Source organism: Acidovorax carolinensis, from assembly GCF_002157145.1.
In the GTDB taxonomy this organism is placed as follows: domain Bacteria; phylum Pseudomonadota; class Gammaproteobacteria; order Burkholderiales; family Burkholderiaceae_C; genus Acidovorax; species Acidovorax carolinensis.
Genome location: NZ_CP021361.1, coordinates 2,149,935 through 2,168,519, shown reverse-complemented (window position 1 = coordinate 2,168,519; position 18,585 = coordinate 2,149,935). Strand labels below are relative to the sequence as shown.

The following is an 18,585-nucleotide window of genomic DNA, read 5'->3' as shown; positions in this document are numbered from 1 at the left end:
TCGCGCGAGATGACCACGAAGGTCGGGTCCTGGCCCGGCTGCGGGGCTTTGCGCGCCACCGACAACTCAAACCACCGGTTGCCATCGGGTACTTGCAAGGCCACCACGCTGCCCCGGGAGAAGCCTTGCTGGCGCGCTTCGTCCAGGGCTGCAAGAGTGATGCGGGCGCTTTCGGCAGGCAGGACTTCTTGCAGGTTCTTGCCCAGCAACTGATTAATGGGGGCCGCCAGACTACCGACGTGGCCAGCGCGCACATCCACATAGCGCCCCTCGTCGTCGATCTCCAGCAGCGGGTCTGGCAGTGCATCGAGCGTGGCCTGCAGCTGCCGTTGCGAGGCGCGCAGCAGGGTGTAGGGCTGCTGCACCGTCTCAACAAAGACAGCGCGGTACAAAAATGCGTAGGCCAGCACCTTGTAGAAGTGGCCCGTCATGTTGTAGATGTCGGTCACGCCGGTGTAGCGGGTGAAGAAAAACTCGCTGAGACCCATGACGCACGCTGCGGCAAACAGGCCGCTGGCGTTGAAGCTGCGTGGCCGGCCCATGTGCCACAGCAGGAGTGCGGCGGCGGCCAGGTAAAGAGCCATCAGCGCGTATTCGAAACCGATCTTGAATGCGGTAAGCCCTTGGCCTTGCACGAAGGTTTCGGGCACAAGATGCGGTGCAAAGAAGAACAGCGAGTGCAGGGCTGCCACCAGCACCACCACCAGGGCCACCAGCGTCACCACGTACGTCCGCGAGGCGCTGGTACTCCAGGGCAGCCCGGCCACCGCGAGCAAGGCCAGCGCGCTCAGCAGCCGCGCGGCGAGCCAGAAATGGATGGCCTTTTCGGGCGAGCTGGGGGTGATGAAGTCGGGCATGCCGCTGTAAGACAGCATGTGGCTGAAATCGAGCAAACCTACACCCAGGAAGGCGCAGCCCAGCACCAGCGCGTTGCGTGGCAATTGCTCATGCCGTGCACTCCAGACGACCCCAAATGTGAGCGCTGCCACCACGATCGCCAGCGTCTCCAGCGCCATGTGCAGGGGCAGGTAGTGCGCCACGCCCTTCATGCCGGGCAGGGAGGGCAGCCCCATCACCACCAACAGCAGCACCAAAAGGACGCCCACGGAGCGGGTGGCTTGGCGGGCTGCTGGCTGGTGGCTGGGGTGTATCAGCATGGGCGGGTGGGGTGCCTGTCACCTGGGGTGGCGGCGGTTGGGGTGAAGTAAGGCTGTGTGCAAGTGTAGTGTTTGTAATGGTGTGTTTAATGACCGCGCAGTCAGTCCGCCGGACCGGGCCAGCCGACGCGGCCGTGGCCATGGTCGTTGACGCGCTGCATAAAAGCGCTGGCCTGGGCTTCGGGCAGGCGCAGCTGCAGGGTGACGAGCGAGCCATGTTGCACATCAAGCAGTTCGGCGCCCGCTGCCTCGATCTCGCGGCGCACCAGGCCTTCCAGTGCATAGGGCACCAGGCATTGCAGCGTGGCCATGCGCTGCCGTTGCACCTTGGGTGCGGTGAGCAAGGCCTGGGCCACGCAGTCGGTGTAGGCGCGCACCAGGCCACCCACACCCAGCTTGACGCCGCCAAAGTAGCGCACCACGGTGGCCAGCACGCCCTCGAGGTCCTGGTGGCGCAGCACATCGAGCATGGGGCGCCCGGCGGTGCCGCCGGGTTCGCCGTCGTCCACCGCGGCCGATTGCCCGCCCGCCAGCAGCGCCCAGCAGATGTGGGCCGCGCCGGGGTGCTGCTTCCACAGCGCATCCACATGGGCCTGGGCGCTGGCGCGGTCGGCCATGGGTTGCACGCAGCCGATGAAGCGGCTTTTCTTGATGATGATTTCGCTGTGGGCGGGCGCGGCCAGGGTCTGGGGCATGGGGCGCGAGCTTAACCCTGGGGATGCCCTGGCAGGGACATGTGCCGGGCAAAGCGACAAAATTGGCCTGGCGCCGTAAAATCGCGGGTTACCCACCACGACCGCGCCCCACCATGCCCCAAGATGACCATGGGCGGCCGCACCTCCCCGCATGAACGCCCCCGTTGACGTCTCCTTTTTTGCGCGCGCCGCAAAGCCCTTGACCAGCTACCGACCGTACTGGGCCAAGCGCTTTGGCACGGCCCCGTTTTTGCCGATGAGCCGCGCCGAGATGGAGCAACTGGGTTGGGACAGCTGCGACATAGTGCTGGTGACGGGTGACGCCTACGTGGACCACCCGAGCTTTGGCATGGCGGTGATTGGCCGGGTGCTGGAAGCGCAGGGTTTTCGCGTGGGCATCATTGCCCAGCCCGACTGGCAGAGTGCCGAGCCCTTCAAGGCGCTGGGCAAGCCCAACCTGTTCTGGGGCGTGACGGCCGGGAACATGGATTCGATGATCAACCGCTACACGGCTGACCGAAAAATCCGCAGCGACGATGCCTACACCCCTGGCGACGTGGGCGGCAAGCGCCCCGACCGCGCCGCCATCGTTTACAGCCAGCGCTGCCGCGAGGCCTACAAGGACGTGCCCATCGTGCTGGGCGGCATCGAAGGCAGCCTGCGCCGCATTGCGCACTACGACTACTGGAGCGACAAGGTGCGCCGTTCCATTGTGGTGGACGCCAAGTGCGACCTGCTGCTGTATGGCAACGCCGAGCGCGCGCTGGTCGAGGTGGCGCACCGCATTGCCGCGCGCGAGCCGGTCGAGCAGATCACCGATGTGCGCGGCACGGCCTTTGTGCGCCGGCCCGACGATGCAAGCGGCAAAGGCTGGTTCGAGATCGACTCCACCAGCGTGGACGAGCCCGGCCGCGTGGAGGCCCACGTCAATCCTTATATGACGACCAGCGAGCAGGCAGCATCGCAAGGCAGCAGTTGCAGCAAGGACGATGCTACTGATTCTGTAGCTGCTAGCGCAGTTGGAATAAGCGCTGGAGGCCAAAAAGACCCACAATCTGCCGAGCCCAACCCCGCCATCCAGCCCATGCTGTTCGTGGCCAACCCGGCGCTCAAGGCCAAGCTCAAGGTGCCGCCGCGCGACCGCAGCGTGATCCGCCTGCCCAGCTACGAGCAGGTCAAGAGCGACCCGGTGCTGTATGCCCACGCCAACCGCGTGCTGCACCTGGAGACCAACCCCGGCAACGCCCGCGCGCTGGTGCAGGCGCATGGTGAAGGTGTGACGGCGCGCGACGTGTGGATCAACCCGCCCCCCATCCCGCTGACCACGGCCGAGATGGACTATGTGTTCGATCTGCCCTACGCCCGCAGCCCGCACCCGAGCTACGCCGACGAAAACGGCAGCCACGACGGCGCAACCAAGATCCCGGCGTGGGAGATGATTCGTTTTTCGATCAACATCATGCGCGGCTGCTTTGGCGGCTGCACCTTTTGCTCGATCACCGAGCACGAGGGCCGCATCATCCAGAGCCGCAGTGAAGATTCGATCATCCAGGAGATCGAGGACATCCGCGACAAGGTCAAGGGCTTCACCGGCACCATCAGCGACCTGGGCGGCCCCACGGCCAACATGTACCGCCTGGGCTGCAAGAGCCCCGAGATCGAGGCCGCCTGCCGCAAGCCGAGCTGCGTGTATCCGGGCATCTGCTCGAACCTGGGCACCAACCACGATCCGCTGATCAAAATCTACCGCCGTGGCCGGGCGCTCAAGGGCATCAAGAAAATCCTCATCGGCTCGGGCCTGCGCTACGACCTGGCCGTGAAAAGCCCTGAATACGTGAAAGAGCTGGTGCAGCACCACGTGGGCGGCTACCTCAAGATCGCACCCGAGCACACCGAGCAGGGGCCGCTCACCAAGATGATGAAACCGGGCATCGGCAGCTATGACAAGTTCAAGCAGATGTTCGAGAAGTTCAGCGAAGAGGCGGGCAAGAAGCAGTTTCTGATTCCGTACTTCATCGCCGCGCACCCCGGCACGAGCGACGAGGACATGATGAACCTCGCCGTCTGGCTGAAAAAGAACGGCTTTCGCGCCGACCAGGTGCAGACCTTCTACCCCAGCCCCATGGCCACCGCCACGGCCATGTACCACAGCAACAAGAACCCGCTGCGCAAGATCACGCGCGACAGCGAGTCGGTGGACATCGTGCGCGGCGACAAGCGCCGGCGCCTGCACAAGGCGTTTTTGCGCTACCACGACCCGAACAACTGGCCGCTGCTGCGCGAGGCGCTCAAGGCCATGGGCCGGGCCGATTTGATCGGCAACGGCAAGCACCACCTGATCCCGACCTTTCAGCCCTTGACGGATGGCGGTTACCAGAGCGCACGGCGCACCAATTCCACGCCCTCCAAGCCCGGCTCGGCCAGGGCGCCCGGCGCCACGCCGGCCAAGCCACAAAAAGGCCGCCTGCTGACCCAGCACACCGGCCTGCCACCGCGGGTGACCGGCGCGGCCAAGCCGTCCGCGCGCAAGCCGCGCTAAGAAACCTGGCGCAGCAGCAAAAAAGCGGGCCTTCTAGCCCGCCTTTTTTGCGTGCGTTCGCGCAGACTCTCAGTGCGTGAGAAAGTCCAGCACCAGCCGGTTGAACGTGTCGGCGTGTTCCCACTGGGCCCAGTGACCACACTGGTTGAACACATGCAGCTGCGCATTGGGGATGCCCCAGATCAGGCGCAGGCCCACGTCCATGGGCACAAAACGGTCGTCGCGGCCCCAGATCACCAGCGTCTGGGCTGATATTTCGCCCAGGCGGTGGCCCAGGTCGGGGAACTGCTTGGGGTTGGCTGTGCTGCTCTTGACGAAGTTTTCCAGGTGGTCGCGGCGAGCCAGCATGTTGTCAAGGCGTGCCTGGAACAGCTCGTCGGTGAGGTGGCTTGTGTCGTACACAAACACATTCATCATGCGCTTGAGGTTTTCAATCGTCGGGTCGCGGTAGAGCGCGCCGATCAGCTTGATGCCCTCGGTGGGCATGGGAACAAACTGGCTGGGGCCGCCGGTGCCGCCGCCCATCAGGATCAGCTTGCCCACGCGCGCGGGGTTGGCCAGCGCAAACGCCACGGTGCTGTGCGCGCCCATCGAGTTACCGACGATATGGACCTTGTCGAGGCCGATAGCATCCAGCAGGCCCTTCAAGGCGCGGGCGTTCAGGTCTGAGCGCGAGCCGGTGTTGACGATGGGGTCGCTCTTGCTCCAGCCGGGGCAGTCCATCAGGATCACGCGGTAGCCCGCGTTCACGAACGGTTCAATGTTGCGGTTGAAGTTGGCCCAGCCGCTGGCGCCAGGGCCCGAGCCATGCAGCATGACTACCGTCTCCGCCCCCTGGCCGACGTCGTTGTAGTGCAGTTGCAGGTCCAGGTCGCCTTCTTGGATGCGGACGAACTTGCTGGTGCTGGCTTCGGTGATGGTGGTCATGGGAATTCCTTGGATCGATACTTTGCTGTAAAAAAAAATATAGCTGCCAGCGCTTTATGGATAAGCGCTGGCAGTCTTTATGGCTGGTGATGTCAGCCCGCTTCGCTCATCACCGGCATCGCATGAATACGCTCATGCTCGCGGGCCTTGAGCAGGTCCAGCGCCACATCCACGATCATGTCTTCCTGCCCCCCGACCATGCGCCGCTTGCCCAGCTCGACCAGGATGTCCACCGCCTTGAGGCCGTACTTTTGTGCCGCCACTTCGCTGTGGCGCAGGAAGCTGGAGTACACCCCCGCATAACCGAGCGCCAGCGTCTCGCGGTCCACGCGCACCGGCCTGTCCTGCAGCGGGCGCACGATGTCATCGGCCGCATCCATCAGCTGGTACAGGTCGCAGCCATGGTTCCAGCCCAGGCGGGCCGCGGCGGCAATGAACACCTCCAGCGGCGCATTGCCCGCGCCCGCGCCCATGCCGGCAAGACTCGCGTCCACGCGGTCGCAGCCTTCTTCCACCGCCACGATGGAGTTGGCCACGCCCAGGCTCAGGTTGTGGTGGGCGTGCATGCCGGTTTGCGTCTCGGGCTTGAGGACATCCTTGAAGGCGCGGAAACGCTCGCGCACATCGTTCATGCTCAAGGCCCCGCCGGAATCGACCACGTAGCACACCGTGGCGCCGTAGCTTTCCATCAGCTTGGCTTGTTCGGCCAGCCCTTGCGGCGTCTGCATGTGGCTCATCATCAGAAAGCCCACGGCTTCCATGCCCAGGTGGCGGGCGTATTCGATGTGCTGGCGGCTGATGTCGGCCTCGGTGCAATGCGTGGCCACACGCACGATGCGCGCGCCGGCGTCATAAGCCGCCTTCAGGTCGTGCACGGTGCCGATGCCGGGCAAGAGCAAGGTGGCAATCTTTGCGTGCTTGACCACGCTGGCCACGGCCTCGATCCATTCGATGTCGGTGTGGGCGCCAAAGCCGTAGTTGAAGCTGCCGCCCTGCAGGCCGTCGCCGTGGGCCACTTCGATGGAGTCGACCCTGGCGTCGTCCAGCGCCTTGGCGATTTGCATGGCCTGGGCCACGCTGTACTGGTGGCGGATGGCGTGGCTGCCATCGCGCAGCGTCACGTCAGAGATATAGATCTTCTTGGAAATAGGGGTGCTCATGCGGTTCTCCTTCAGGCGGCCACGGCGGCTGCAGCGACTTCGGCGCCCAGAACGCGCCGGGCCATGTGCTCGGCCGTGCGCAAGGCGGCGCTGGTCATGATGTCCAGGTTGCCGGCGTAGGCTGGCAGGTAATGGGCGGCGCCTTCCACCTCCAGGAACACCGAGGTTTTGAGGCCACTGAGGTTCTTGCCGACGCCCGGAATGTTCAGCCCCTCGATGCGGTCGAACTGCACCTTTTGCTTCAAGCGGTAGCCCGGTACATAGGCCTGCACGTCGGCGGCCATGCGCTCGATGGAATCGGCAATGGCGGCTTCATCGGCAAAGGCGGAGAGCGTGTAGACCGTGTCGCGCATGATCAGCGGCGGCTCGGCCGGGTTGAGCACGATGATGGCCTTGCCCTTGGCAGCGCCCCCCACCACCTCGATGGCCTTGGAGGTCGTCTCGGTGAACTCGTCGATGTTGGCGCGCGTGCCCGGGCCGGCGCTCTTGCTGGAGATCGAAGCCACGATCTCGCCATACTGCACCTTGGCCACGCGCGAGACCGCGGCCACCATGGGAATGGTGGCCTGGCCACCGCAGGTGACCATGTTCACGTTCAGGGCGTCGAGGTGGTCTTCGCCATTGACCACGGGGATGCAGTAGGGACCGATGGCCGCGGGCGTGAGGTCGATCAGGCGGATGCCGGGCTTCAAACTGCGTAAAAAGGCATCGTTCTGGACATGGGCCGACGCGGAGGTGGCGTCAAACACCACATCGATGTCGGCGAACTGGGGCATGCGGGTCAAACCTGCCACGCCTTCGTGCGTGGTGGCCACGCCCATGCGGGCGGCGCGGGCCAGGCCGTCCGACTGCGGGTCGATGCCGACCATGGCGCCCATCTCGATGTGCTGGCCGTGGCGCAGGATCTTGATCATCAGGTCGGTGCCGATGTTGCCGCTGCCGATGATGGCGGCTTTGAGTTTGCGGGTCATAAGTGGCCTTTCGTGTTCAATCGATGGTGGCGCCGCTGGCCTTGATCAGCGGTGCCCAGCGCGCGACTTCGGACTGGATGAAGCTGCCGAACTGTGCGGGGGTCGAGGGGAATGCCTGCATGCCTTGTTCGGCAAAGCGCTTCTGGATGTCGGGCTCGTTCAGTGCCTTGAGGAAGGCTTCGTTGAGCTTGGCAATCGCCGGTGCCGGCGTTCCTGCCTTGACCACGGCACCAAACCACACGCCGGCGTCCACGCCCTGAATGCCGAGCTCACCCAGCGTGGGCACGTCGGGCAGCTGGGCGGCGCGCTTGGCGGCGGCAATGGCCAGGGGCTTGAGCTTTTTGCCGGCGATCAGCGGGCCGGTGCTGATGATGGGGTCAAACATCATGTCCACCTGGCCGCTCATCACGTCCTGCAGCGCGGGCGCCGATCCCTTGTAGGCCACATGCTGGAAATGGCCGCCCGTCTTGCCCCGGAACAGCTCGCCGAGCAAATGGCCGATGGAGCCCATGCCTTGCGAGGCAAAATTCAGGCCGTCCTTGCGGGATTTGGCCAGCTGCACCAGTTCGGCCACCGAGTTGGCGGGGCTATTGCTGGGCACCACCAGCACCAGGGGCGATGCAATCAGCGATATGACGGGGGCGAAGTCTTTGACCGGGTCGTAGGAGAACTTGCGAAACAGGTTCTGGTTGATCGCGAACATTTCGGTGGCCGCCACGTAGACGGTGTGGCCATCGGCATCGGCCTGCTTGACCTGGGATGCGGCAATCTGGCCCCCGGCGCCGGGTTTGTTGTCCACGATCACGGGTTTGCCCAGCGTGTCGGCCATTTTCTGGGCCAACGCGCGCGCGATGGTGTCGGTGATGCCGCCTGCTGGGAATGGCACGACGATGGTCACAGTGCGCGAAGGGAACGCAGGGGCCTGGGCATGGGCCACGCCCGCAACGGCGGTGGCAGACAGGGCGGCAAGGAGGGTGCGACGAAGCAGCATGGGGTGGGCTTTCAAAACAGAATTTGGGAAAAATGAGCGGGTGGCGGCGGTGTCAGCGGCCAAAGCGGGTGCGTACCGTGCCGACGCCACTGATGCGCGCCTCGAAGGCGTCGCCAGGCTGCACCGCCACCATGGGGCCGAGCGCGCCCGTCATCACAAGGTCGCCCGCGCGCAGGGGCTGGCCCAGCGTGGCCAGCTTGCGCGCCAGCCACACGGCGGCGTTGAGCGGGTGGCCCAGGCAGGCGCTGCCATTGCCTTGCGATACGACGGTGCCGGAGCGTTCGGTGGTCATCTCGCACAGCTTGAGGTCCAGCGCGTTCAGGCGCGTGGGCACGGCGCCCAGCACGATGAGCCCGCTCGACGCGTTGTCGGCCACGGTGTCGATGAATTGGATGTTCCAGTTGGCGATGCGGCTTCCCACGATCTCGATGGCCGGTAGTACATAGGCCGTGGCGTTGATCACATCGACCAGCGTGGCGTCGGGCAGGTCGAGGTCGCGTTCCAGCACCAGGGCGACTTCGGCTTCGACCTTGGGCTGCAGTGTGCGTGCCCACGGGATCTCCTCGTCGTCGCCATAGACCATGTCGGCAAACAGCGTGCCGAAGTCGGGCTGGTCCACACCCAGCTGCTTTTGCACGGCGGGCGAGGTCAGGCCGATCTTGCGGCCTACGATGCGGCGGCCCTGGGCCTGCGCGTGGCGCACGTTGGCCAGTTGCACGGCGTAGGCGTCGTCACCGCTGGTGATTTCTTCGCGCAGCGGCGCCATCGGGGTCGCGGTCTGTTCGGCCAGGCGCAGGCGCTCGGCCCAGGCGTTGATCTGTTCAGGGGTGCTCATGGTGTCTCCTTGTAGGTATGGGGCGGCGGATTCGTGCGTGAAGCGTCAAGTGGTGTGCTGGAACAGAACGCCATAGCCGGCAATCAGTTCGGGCAGGGCCTGGTAGTGGCGCAGTGTGCAGGGCAGGGGCCGGGCGGGCAGGGCGGCGCGGGCGATCAGCCAGGTCTTGGACTCATGGGCCGACAGGCCTGCCTGCTGCTCGATGGAGTCTTCGGTCATGGCGGTCAGCTCTCCGAAGGCGCCGCGCTCCAGGGCGTCCATCCAGTGGCGGTCCCACGCCGGGTTGAGCGGTTTCATGCTGGCATCACCGCGCGCCAGAGCCACGCCAGCCGCCATCACGCGCTGGGTCTTGGCGTCGCGTTCGGCTGCGGTGGGTTCCCGTTTGATGGTGATGCGTTCGCGCACCGCTGCATCGGGGTGGGCCAGCGTGGGCACGGGGGCTCGTGCGAGAGCCCGCCCGAGCCGATCACCAGGGTGCGGCGGGGCAGGGTGTCGAGAAACCGGCCGATGGCTTCGCCCAGCTGCCGGCAGCGTGCCAGGCGCGGAATGCCGGGCTGGGCCACGGCGTTCATGAAGATCGGCACCACGGGGGGCGTATCGAGGCCACCCCACAGGAACTGCAGGGCCTGCGCAAAGCCGTGGTCCACCTGCATGCGGCGCGACAGTGCAATGTCAAAGCCGGTGTCCATCAGGTGTGCTGTCAGCGACAGTGCTGCGGCTTCATCGGTGTTCAGGGCACCGGGTGGCGTCAGGTAGTCGCCCACCGAGGTGGCCGCGCTGCCGATGCAGAACGGCGGCATCAGCTCGTTGAAAAAGCCGTTGTAGTGGTCGGGGCCCAGCAGCACGATCAATTCGGGGTTAAAGGCGTGCACCTGGGCGCGCGCCTGCTCCAGCGCGGCGTCGAGCAATGCCCTGGCGTCTGCGCTGATTGGGTTGAGCCCGAGCAGGGGCGAGTGCGACATGCCCAGAAAGGCACGGGGTGCAATGCGGGACATTCAGGCCTCCAGGGGCGCTGCGAGCTTGCGGGCCAGGGCGGCCGTGACGGCCGAGACTTCCTGGGGCGAGCACAGGGCCGCCACAAAACGATCAGGGCGCACGAACACGATGGATTTGGTTTGCTTGCCAAACCATTCCTTGAGGCGGCCCTGGGCATCGCCCAGCGTGGTGACGCCTGCGCGGGCATCGCTGCCATGCGCCATCTGCACTTGGGGCTTGACGGTGATGAACTTGGCGCCCAGGCGCTCCCAGAAGGCGCGTGCCTCTTTGCTCAGGTTGAAAGTGGGATCGGTGCCCCAGGCCAGAATGGCAAAGTTCAGGCCGATCACGTCATCCAGGCGCACGGTTTCTCCGGCCTCGGTGGTCACGCGCGGCTGGATGAACATGCGGCCCACGGGCGTTTCCAGCGGCGCCTCGAAGCCATTGAGCAGACGGCCCAGGGGCGATTCCTTCTTCTCGGCCATCAGGCCCAGCAGGCGGCCCAGCGGGTGGTCGCCCGAGCGGTTGAGCAAGCCGCCCAGCAGGGGCTGGTTCTCGGTCTTTTCTGGCAGCAGCACCACGCCGCGCTCGTAGCGGGGCATGGGCTTGAAGCGCATTTCGGCAAAGTACTGCTTGACGGGGGCAGGGCGTTGAGCGCAAGCATGACGGTGTCGCGTACCTTGGCGGCGGTGTGGCTTTCGGGGGCGAAAATGTCGCCCGCCACTTCGGACAGGTGGATCATCGAGCGGGCATGGTCACGGCGCTCGTCACCGTAGGTGTCCAGCAAGGCGTCACCGGCCATGCCCTTGGCCACCCAGGCGAGTTTCCACGCCAGGTTGCTGGCGTCACGCATGCCGCTGTTGTAGCCCTGGCCCTGCCACACCGGCATGATGTGCGCGGCGTCACCGGCCAGCAACACGCGGTCCACCCGGAAGGTGGATGCCAGACGGGCGTTGTGGGTGTAAACGCGCTTGCGGATGTAATCGACCTGGTCCGGATCGGCCACCACCTTGCGCATGAGCTTGGCCAGGTTCTCGGGCTTGGAGAGTTCTTCTTCGGTTTCGCCCGGCATCACCATGAATTCGAAGCGGCGGATGCCGTGCGGCAGCGCTGCCGACACGTAGGGGCGCTCGGGTCGCAATGCATATCGACGTGGGGAGTGCCCAGCGGGTCGTTGCGCACATCGACCACGATCCACTGGTTGGGCTTGGTGCGGCCTTCAAACGGCACGTTGAGCGCGCGGCGGATGAAACTGTTGCCACCGTCGCAGGCCACCACGTAGCGGGCGCGCACGGTGCGCGGCTCGCCCTTGTTGTCTTCGAGCGTGAGCGTGACGCCGTCGGCGTCCTGCGTGATACCGGTGACCGACTGCTCAAACAGAACCTGGGTGTCGTTGAAGCGCTGCAGGCCCTGGTACAGGATTTCGTCCACCTGGGGCTGGATGAAGGCATTGCGGCGCGACCAGCCGAACTCGTCGGTGCGCGGCTCGATGGAGGCGAAGCATTTGCCGCTGGCGGTGAAAAAGCGCATCCAGTGGTCGGGCGTGATGTGCGCCTGTACCTGGTCCACCAGGCCTGCGGTCTGCAAAGTGCGCAGGGACTCGTCGTCGATGCCGATGGCGCGTGGGTAATCGATGATCTTGTCCAGCTTTTCGATGACCAGTGCGGGGACACCGGCCACCCCCAGCGTATTGGCAATGGTCAGGCCCACGGGGCCTGCGCCGACGATGATGACGTCCGCATCGAATCCGGCGGTGTTCTTCTTGCTTTTCGTGGCCATGGGCCTTACTCCTGTGGGCGGGACGGTTGAAACACACCGGGCCTGCAACCCGGTGGCCTGCGTCGTGGCCGCAGGGGCCTAGCGCAAGTGGGGGTGATTGTGTTTGCGCTAGATCAAGCCGTAAACTGCGTGCACCTGGTGCACATAAATTAACGGGTTAACCCTTGTTTTCCGAGTGTTCAGCCCCGTCTTTCGCCACTCATTCATCGACTTTGGAGCGCTATCCATGCCGCAAGTCAAACCGCTGGTCATTGAAGAATCGCAATACAAGGACGTGCGCAGCCTGGCGCGGGGGCTGGATGTGCTCAAGGCGCTCAACAGCGCACCGGGAGGCATGGCCACAACGACCGAGCTGGCCGAGGCCTGCGGAACGCACCGCACCACCGTCAAGCGGCTGCTGGAAACCTTGCGCGCCGAGGGCTTTGTGCGGCGCGGTGAACGCGAAGGGCAGTACTACCTCACGTTTGAAGTGCGCCGCCTCAGCGAGGGGTTTGAGGACGAGGCCTGGGTGGAGCAGGTGGCAGCGCCGCTGATGCGGGCCTCGGTGCGCGAGCTGCTGTGGCCCTGCGATCTCGGCACGATGGAGTCGGGCTTCATGGTGGTGCGCGAATCCACCCACCGATTCAGCGCGCTATCGCAGCACCGCGCCATGATCGGCGAGAAAATGCCGGTGTTTGTGACGGCGCTCGGGCGGGCCTACCTTGCGGCGTGCTCGCACGAGCAACGTGAGGCGGTGCTGTCGATGCTGGCGCAGCGCGATGACTGGATCGGGGCCATGGCGCGTGACCGGCCAGCCGTGGCTGAGACGGTGCGCGAAACGCAGGAGCGAGGCTATGCCTACAACGATGGCGAGTGGATCCGCGAGCAGCACTTTGCGGCGGTGGCTGTGCCGCTATTCAGCGGCGAGCGGCTGCTGGGTGTGTTGAACATGGTTTTTCCGAAAGCGGCCGTGGCGCCGGCTGATCTGCAAAAGCGTTTTGTGCCTGCGCTCACGACGCTGGCGGCGGCCATCGGAAAGTCGAGCCGCGCGTGGCTTGATTGAAGTGCTGCAGTTCGATAACGCGTCAAGCGTCGCCCAAATGGGTGTCGGTGGCGGTCGGCATGTCCTGAACCGTTGGCGGTGTAATCAGGTCTTCAATCACGAAGGTCCGGTAGTGGAATGCGGCCACGGCCCCCTCGGAGGCCATGGCGGTGGCCACGGCCTGGGGGTCGTCCTTGTCGGCCAGTGCCACCAGCATGCCGTGGTGGCCGGTGCCGGCCAGGTCCGCCATGCGGCGAACAATGTCGCCTTCCGCACCCAACGAGGGCAGGGGAGAGTCGCCCGGGCCTAGCGTCTGCACGATTTCCTGCAGGATGACCTCGGGGCTGGCGTAGGCGGTTTCGCCCGAATGACCGGCCGTTTGCAGCGCAACCGCGGCCTGGCGCACGCAATCCTCGTCGGGGAACAGCGCAAACACATGGCCGGTGGGGTAGAAAACCCCGGCCATGCTGGTCATGGAGGAGTCAAGAAGAAGGGGTTTCATGGCATCTCCCGATGTGTTGCACAAGCATGCATTGAACCCGTACCTGCGTCCGCTGCGTGTAGGCCATTTGGCTATTTACATTTGGGAATGTCCAGGCGCACTTGCGGGCGTGTCGCCCCAATTTTTGATGAAAAAAGCGCTTTCAGCGCTTATGAATAAAGCGCCAAAAGCTATCAAAATAGAAGCGGAAGACGCTATCCAAGCCGGCCCAGAACCCAAGCTGCCAGCGCGCAGCAGTGCAGCGTCACCATGACCCAGTAAACCGCCCGGAACGCGGCCTTGCGCGATTTGTGCCGAAGTGTTTGCTGGGCAAACCAGGCCGCGGGCCAGCCGCCGGCCAGGCTCAGCAGGTGCAGGTTTTTCTCGCGCGTGCGCCAGCCGCCGCGCTGGGCCGCGCGCTTGTCGGCGGCATAGATCGCAAAGGTCAGCAGGTTGATGGCCAGCAAGGCGCCGGGCAGCCACAGCGGAAGTTGCTCCGTCCATGCGCCCCAGGCCAGCAGCGCGGCCCAGCCGGACACCAGGATCAGCGGGATCAGGACGGTCACGCCAGCGCTAGGGCTTCGGGCTGCGCGCGTGTCTGGTTGCCGCCCACGTCGCCATCGGGCGCCGTCAGGCCCCGGCCACGCGGCTGGGCCAACCAGGCGGCGGCGTCGGCCAGCGCCACTTCGATGCACACGCCGCTACCGGTGTGGGCGCGCTCCAGCAAGGCCTGCAGCACGGCCTCGCTGGCCATCAGGGCGCCGCCCATGTCGGCGCAGAGCGTGGGCGGCATCTCGGTGCCGGTGATCAGGCCGGCGTCGGCCAGGTAGGTGAGGTCGTGGCCGGGTTCTTCGGAGCGCTCGCCCGCCGCGCCCACGATGCGCACCAGCGACAGGCTGGGGTATTTTGATTGCAGGGCGTCCCAGCCCAGGCCCAGCTTGGCCAAGGCCGAGGGGCGAAAGGAGGTGATCAGCACGTCAGTGTGGGCGAGTTCTGCCTGCAGCGCGGCTTGGCCTTCGGGTGTCTTGAGGTGAGCGTGCAGCACCGCAATACCGTCGTGCAACCGCTGGTAGGCCTGCGGGCTGTACAGCGCCATGGGCTCGGCGCTGGGAAGGCCGGGCGCGGGTGGCGGCTCCAGCTTGGTGCACTCGGCGCCCATGCGCGCGCAGCGCATCAGGGCTGCGGTACCGGGCAGGTACAGCGCGAGGTTCAGAAACCGGGTGTTGCGCAGCGGCTGAGGCGTGGAAGTGGCCATGGACGGGGTGAGGGTGGTGATGCGGGTGACGGCGTTCAAGGAGACCGGCGCCGGAAACTCGACTGGCGCGCGGGTTCGCTCCCCGCGTTATACAGAATCAACAACGCTCCCCGCCCCATGTAATAGTCAATATTAATAGCGCATGGCGCTTGCTGTTAAAGCGCTGGCGGCTAAAAAGACCATAAAAAAACCGCCCGAAGGCGGTTTTTATTGGGACGCGTGAATTGCGCAATCGGATCAGATGACCTTGGCAATCGCCTGGCAGACGTAGTCGATGTTCTTGCTGTTCAGGGCAGCCACGCACATGCGGCCGGTGTCGGTGCCGTACACGCCAAACTCGTTGCGCAGGCGCACCATCTGGTCCTTGGTCAGGCCCGAGTAGCTGAACATGCCGATCTGCTGGGTGATGAAGGACATGTCCTGCTTCACGCCGGCGGCCTTCAGGCCATCGACCAGTTTCTGGCGCATGGCCTTGATGCGCACACGCATTTCGCCCAGTTCTTTTTCCCACAGCGCGCGCAGCTCGGGGTTGTTCAGCACGGCAGCCACCACCGCGCCGCCGTGGATGGGCGGGTTGGAGTAGTTGGTGCGGATCACGATCTTGAGCTGGCTCAGCACGCGCGAGGCTTCTTCCTTGTCGGCGCACAGCACCGACAGGCCGCCCACGCGTTCGCCATACAGGCTGAAGCTCTTGGAGAACGAGGTGGAGACAAAGAAGTTCAGGCCGGCGGCCACGAACTTGCCGACCACGGCGCCGTCTTCGGCAATGCCGTGGCCAAAGCCCTGGTAGGCCATGTCGAGGAAGGGCGTGAGGTTCTTGGCCTTGACGACGGCGATCACCTGGTCCCACTGCGCTGGCGTGATGTCGTAGCCGGTCGGGTTGTGGCAGCAGGCGTGCAGCACAACGATGGTGCCGGGGGCGGCGGCGTTCAGGCTGGCCAGGAAACCTTCAAAGTTGACGCCGCGCTTTTCGGCGTCGTAGTAGGCGTAGGTGCCGACTTCAAAACCGGCGTTGGTGAACAGCGCACGGTGGTTTTCCCAGCTCGGGTCGGAGATCAGCACCTTGGCGTTGGGGCTGACCTTTTTCAAAAAGTCGGCGCCAATCTTCAGGCCGCCGGTGCCGCCGATGGCCTGCACGGTGGCCACGCGGCCAGACTTCACGGGTTCGCTGTCGGCACCGAACACCAGGCTTTTGACGGCGTTGTCATAGGCCACGATGCCGTCGATGGGCAGGTAGCCACGGGCGGTGGGGGTGGCCATCATGGTTTTTTCTGCGGCCTGCACACATTGCAGCAGCGGCAGCTTGCCGTTGTCGTCGAAATAAACACCGACGCCCAGGTTGACCTTGTTGGGGTTGGTGTCGGCGTTGAATTGCTCGTTGAGGCCCAGGATAGGGTCGCGGGGGGCCATTTCGACGGCGGTGAACAGAGACATGAAAATCCTTGAAAGGTTGTCAGTAGCGAAGAATCCGGGCGTGGTGTACTGTGCCGGGTTCCGCCGATTTTAACGGTCGCTACCTCTCACTCGTTGACTGCCCCCATGCCGGATATCACAGAAGTCATCACGGAAAAGCAAGACGGCGAGTTCGTCCATTTTCCCAATTCCCCCTTTGAGCTGTTCCAGCCCTACCCGCCAGCAGGCGACCAGCCCGAGGCCATCAACAAGCTGGTCGAGGGCCTGAACGACGGCGAAACTTTCCAGACTCTGCTGGGCGTGACGGGCTCGGGCAAGACCTTCACCATGGCCAACGTGATTGCCCGCATGGGCCGCCCGGCCATCGTGTTCGCGCCCAACAAGACGCTGGCCGCGCAGCTTTACAGCGAGTTCCGCGAGTTCTTTCCGAAGAACGCGGTCGAATACTTCGTCAGCTACTACGACTACTACCAGCCCGAGGCTTATGTGCCGCAGCGCGACCTGTTCATCGAGAAGGACAGCGCCATCAACGAGCACATCGAGCAGATGCGCCTGTCGTGCACCAAAAGCCTGATGGAGCGCACGGATGTGGTCATCGTGGCCACCGTGTCGGCCATCTACGGCATCGGTGAGCCCGAGAGCTACCACCGGATGGTGATGACGCTGCGCACCGGCGACAAGCTGGGCCAAAGGGACGTGATTGCCCAGCTCATTCGCATGCAGTACCAGCGCAACGAGGCGGATTTCTCGCGCGGCAAGTTCCGCGTGCGCGGAGACACTATCGACGTGTTCCCGGCCGAGCACTCGGAGCTTGCCATCCGCATCGAGCTGTTTGACGACGAGATCGAGAGCCTGCAGCTGTTTGACCCGCTCACCGGCCGCGTCAAGCAGAAGATCCCGCGCTTTACCGTGTACCCCAGCAGCCACTATGTGACGCCGCGCGACAAGGTGCTGGCGGCGGTGGAGACCATCAAGATCGAATTGGCCGACCGCCTCCAGCAATTGCTGGCCGACGGCAAGCTGGTGGAGGCGCAGCGGCTGGAGCAGCGCACACGCTTTGACCTGGAGATGCTCAGCGAAGTCGGGCACTGCAAGGGCATTGAGAACTACACGCGCCACCTGTCGGGCGCGGCGCCGGGCGACCCGCCGAGCACGCTGACCGACTACATGCCCAAGAACGCGATCATGTTCCTGGATGAAAGCCACCAGATGATCGGCCAGCTTAACGCCATGTACAGCGGCGACCGCTCGCGCAAGACCACGCTGGTCGAATATGGCTTTCGCCTGCCGTCGGCGCTGGACAACCGGCCCCTGAAGTTCGAGGAGTTCGAACAGCGCATGCGCCAGGTGATTTTTGTATCGGCCACGCCGGCCGAGTACGAGAAGACCCACTCAGGCCAGATCGTGGACCAGGTCGTGCGGCCCACGGGCCTGGTGGACCCGGAGGTGGAGGTGCGCCCCGCCACACACCAGGTGGACGATGTGCTTCAAGAAATACGCATTCGTGCTGAAAAGCATGAGCGCGTACTCATTACCACGCTGACCAAGCGCATGGCGGAGCAGTTGACTGATTACCTGACGGACAACGGCGTGAAGGTGCGCTACCTGCACAGCGACGTGGATACGGTGGAGCGCGTGGAAATCATTCGCGACCTGCGGCTGGGGGCGTTTGACGTGCTGGTGGGCATCAACCTGCTGCGCGAGGGGTTGGACATTCCCGAGGTGTCGCTGGTGGCCATTCTGGACGCAGACAAGGAGGGCTTCCTGCGGGCCGAGCGTAGCCTGATCCAGACCATCGGCCGCGCGGCGCGCAACCTCAATGGCCGGGCCATTCTGTATGCGGACCGCATCACCGAATCCATGAAAAAAGCGATGGGCGAAACGGAACGCCGGCGCATCAAGCAGATCGCACACAACGAGGCCCACGGGATTACGCCGCGCAGCATTGTCAAGCGGGTAAGAGACCTGATTGACGGCGTTTACAGCGAGAAAGCCGGCAAGGACGCCGAGCGGCTGGAGCAGGAAGCCCTGCAGCGTGCCAAGGTGGAGGACATGTCCGAGAAAGACGTGGCGCGCGAGATCAAACGGCTGGAAAAACAGATGCTGGAGCATGCGCGCAACCTCGAATTCGAGCAGGCAGCCCGCGTGCGTGACCAGTTGACGCGGCTCAAGGACCAGGCTTTTGGAGCGCATGGCAACGATTCGGTAGCGCTCTGAATATGCGGGTTTTGGGGTTAATAAAACTTGACTACCGAAATTGTGACCTGTTGGTATTTTAACCCGACTAATTCGATTGGGATTTGTGGTATACTCCTCCAAAATACTCAAGAAAAGAGCCCGACGATGAAGGGCCTCGTACCAGAAGGCTGGGCGGGGTAAGGGGCGG

14 protein-coding genes and 3 pseudogenes are annotated in these 18,585 nt (G+C 64.5%); 3 read left to right on the top strand and 14 right to left on the bottom strand.

The features are described 5' to 3' along the window. Positions 1 to 47 precede the first annotated feature (47 nt). Both CBP34_RS20030 and CBP34_RS10045 read right to left on the bottom strand, forming a co-directional pair. Positions 48 to 1,016, bottom strand: a pseudogene (locus CBP34_RS20030) (MASE3 domain-containing protein); the annotation flags it as partial. A gap of 242 nt (positions 1,017 to 1,258) precedes the next feature. Then, entirely contained in the window at positions 1,259 to 1,852 is a 594-nt protein-coding gene (locus CBP34_RS10045; protein WP_094097947.1) for an IMPACT family protein, read from the bottom strand. Between the two features lie 151 nt (positions 1,853 to 2,003). Here CBP34_RS10045 and CBP34_RS10040 point away from each other — a divergent pair, with 151 nt between their 5' ends. After that, positions 2,004 to 4,391, top strand: a complete 2,388-nt coding sequence (locus CBP34_RS10040; RefSeq protein ID WP_094097946.1) for a YgiQ family radical SAM protein — start codon at positions 2,004 to 2,006, stop codon at positions 4,389 to 4,391. Positions 4,392 to 4,460: 69 nt separating this feature from the next. Here the strand turns inward: CBP34_RS10040 and CBP34_RS10035 are convergent, their stop codons facing one another. The 8 genes and pseudogenes from CBP34_RS10035 to mhpA form a co-directional block, all read right to left on the bottom strand. Further along, a complete protein-coding gene (locus CBP34_RS10035; RefSeq protein WP_094097945.1) occupies positions 4,461 to 5,318 on the bottom strand; it encodes an alpha/beta fold hydrolase in 858 nt (285 codons plus the stop codon). 92 nt (positions 5,319 to 5,410) lie between these two features. Further along, entirely contained in the window at positions 5,411 to 6,478 is a 1,068-nt protein-coding gene (dmpG, locus tag CBP34_RS10030) for a 4-hydroxy-2-oxovalerate aldolase (protein WP_094097944.1), read from the bottom strand. 11 nt (positions 6,479 to 6,489) lie between these two features. Next, entirely contained in the window at positions 6,490 to 7,449 is a 960-nt protein-coding gene (locus CBP34_RS10025; RefSeq protein ID WP_094097943.1) for an acetaldehyde dehydrogenase (acetylating), read from the bottom strand. A 16-nt stretch (positions 7,450 to 7,465) separates the two neighbouring features. Further along, complete coding sequence (locus CBP34_RS10020) at positions 7,466 to 8,440, bottom strand: Bug family tripartite tricarboxylate transporter substrate binding protein (RefSeq protein WP_094097942.1); 975 nt, start codon at positions 8,438 to 8,440, stop codon at positions 7,466 to 7,468. 52 nt (positions 8,441 to 8,492) lie between these two features. Then, positions 8,493 to 9,275, bottom strand: a complete 783-nt coding sequence (mhpD, locus tag CBP34_RS10015) for a 2-keto-4-pentenoate hydratase (RefSeq protein WP_094097941.1) — start codon at positions 9,273 to 9,275, stop codon at positions 8,493 to 8,495. Between the two features lie 45 nt (positions 9,276 to 9,320). Then, the gene (locus CBP34_RS20260; protein WP_250644840.1) at positions 9,321 to 9,572 is read right to left on the bottom strand and encodes a DODA-type extradiol aromatic ring-opening family dioxygenase; all 252 of its coding nucleotides are present in this window, start codon (positions 9,570 to 9,572) and stop codon (positions 9,321 to 9,323) included. 38 nt (positions 9,573 to 9,610) lie between these two features. Beyond that, entirely contained in the window at positions 9,611 to 10,270 is a 660-nt protein-coding gene (locus CBP34_RS10010) for a DODA-type extradiol aromatic ring-opening family dioxygenase (protein ID WP_250644839.1), read from the bottom strand. Beyond that, positions 10,271 to 12,029: pseudogene (gene mhpA, locus CBP34_RS10005) on the bottom strand (bifunctional 3-(3-hydroxy-phenyl)propionate/3-hydroxycinnamic acid hydroxylase MhpA). It abuts the gene before it with no gap. A gap of 226 nt (positions 12,030 to 12,255) precedes the next feature. Here mhpA and CBP34_RS10000 point away from each other — a divergent pair. Next, on the top strand, positions 12,256 to 13,071 hold the full coding sequence (locus CBP34_RS10000) for a DNA-binding transcriptional regulator (protein WP_094097940.1): 816 nt from the start codon (positions 12,256 to 12,258) through the stop codon (positions 13,069 to 13,071). A gap of 22 nt (positions 13,072 to 13,093) precedes the next feature. Here CBP34_RS10000 and CBP34_RS09995 read toward each other — a convergent pair whose 3' ends face one another. The 4 genes and pseudogenes from CBP34_RS09995 to CBP34_RS09980 form a co-directional block, all read right to left on the bottom strand. Continuing rightward, positions 13,094 to 13,552: a hypothetical protein gene (locus tag CBP34_RS09995; RefSeq protein ID WP_094097939.1), complete on the bottom strand. Its 459-nt coding sequence runs from the start codon at positions 13,550 to 13,552 to the stop codon at positions 13,094 to 13,096. A gap of 194 nt (positions 13,553 to 13,746) precedes the next feature. After that, positions 13,747 to 14,097 (bottom strand): DUF1294 domain-containing protein, encoded by a 351-nt coding sequence (locus CBP34_RS09990; protein WP_236748397.1) that lies wholly within the window; start codon positions 14,095 to 14,097, stop codon positions 13,747 to 13,749. Between the two features lie 38 nt (positions 14,098 to 14,135). Continuing rightward, positions 14,136 to 14,786, bottom strand: a pseudogene (locus CBP34_RS09985) (CoA transferase); the annotation flags it as partial. 237 nt (positions 14,787 to 15,023) lie between these two features. Beyond that, positions 15,024 to 16,220 carry an amino acid aminotransferase gene (locus CBP34_RS09980; protein ID WP_094097938.1) on the bottom strand — a complete coding sequence of 399 codons (1,197 nt, stop codon included), beginning with the start codon at positions 16,218 to 16,220 and terminating at the stop codon, positions 15,024 to 15,026. A gap of 105 nt (positions 16,221 to 16,325) precedes the next feature. Between CBP34_RS09980 and uvrB the strand changes: the two genes are divergently transcribed. Then, a complete protein-coding gene (gene uvrB, locus CBP34_RS09975) occupies positions 16,326 to 18,416 on the top strand; it encodes an excinuclease ABC subunit UvrB (RefSeq protein WP_094097937.1) in 2,091 nt (696 codons plus the stop codon). Positions 18,417 to 18,585 lie beyond the last annotated feature (169 nt).

Excerpts from the sequence above, each read along its gene's own strand:
- CBP34_RS10045 (WP_094097947.1), bottom strand. The coding sequence starts at position 1,852 with ATGCCCCAGACCCTGGCCGCGCCCGCCCACAGCGAAATCATCATCAAG.
- CBP34_RS10040 (WP_094097946.1), top strand. The coding sequence starts at position 2,004 with ATGAACGCCCCCGTTGACGTCTCCTTTTTTGCGCGCGCCGCAAAGCCC.
- CBP34_RS10035 (WP_094097945.1), bottom strand. The coding sequence starts at position 5,318 with ATGACCACCATCACCGAAGCCAGCACCAGCAAGTTCGTCCGCATCCAA.
- dmpG (WP_094097944.1), bottom strand. The coding sequence starts at position 6,478 with ATGAGCACCCCTATTTCCAAGAAGATCTATATCTCTGACGTGACGCTG.
- CBP34_RS10025 (WP_094097943.1), bottom strand. The coding sequence starts at position 7,449 with ATGACCCGCAAACTCAAAGCCGCCATCATCGGCAGCGGCAACATCGGC.
- CBP34_RS10020 (WP_094097942.1), bottom strand. The coding sequence starts at position 8,440 with ATGCTGCTTCGTCGCACCCTCCTTGCCGCCCTGTCTGCCACCGCCGTT.
- mhpD (WP_094097941.1), bottom strand. The coding sequence starts at position 9,275 with ATGAGCACCCCTGAACAGATCAACGCCTGGGCCGAGCGCCTGCGCCTG.
- CBP34_RS20260 (WP_250644840.1), bottom strand. The coding sequence starts at position 9,572 with ATGAAACCGCTCAACCCGGCGTGGGACCGCCACTGGATGGACGCCCTG.
- CBP34_RS10010 (WP_250644839.1), bottom strand. The coding sequence starts at position 10,270 with ATGTCCCGCATTGCACCCCGTGCCTTTCTGGGCATGTCGCACTCGCCC.
- CBP34_RS10000 (WP_094097940.1), top strand. The coding sequence starts at position 12,256 with ATGCCGCAAGTCAAACCGCTGGTCATTGAAGAATCGCAATACAAGGAC.
- CBP34_RS09995 (WP_094097939.1), bottom strand. The coding sequence starts at position 13,552 with ATGAAACCCCTTCTTCTTGACTCCTCCATGACCAGCATGGCCGGGGTT.
- CBP34_RS09980 (WP_094097938.1), bottom strand. The coding sequence starts at position 16,220 with ATGTCTCTGTTCACCGCCGTCGAAATGGCCCCCCGCGACCCTATCCTG.
- uvrB (WP_094097937.1), top strand. The coding sequence starts at position 16,326 with ATGCCGGATATCACAGAAGTCATCACGGAAAAGCAAGACGGCGAGTTC.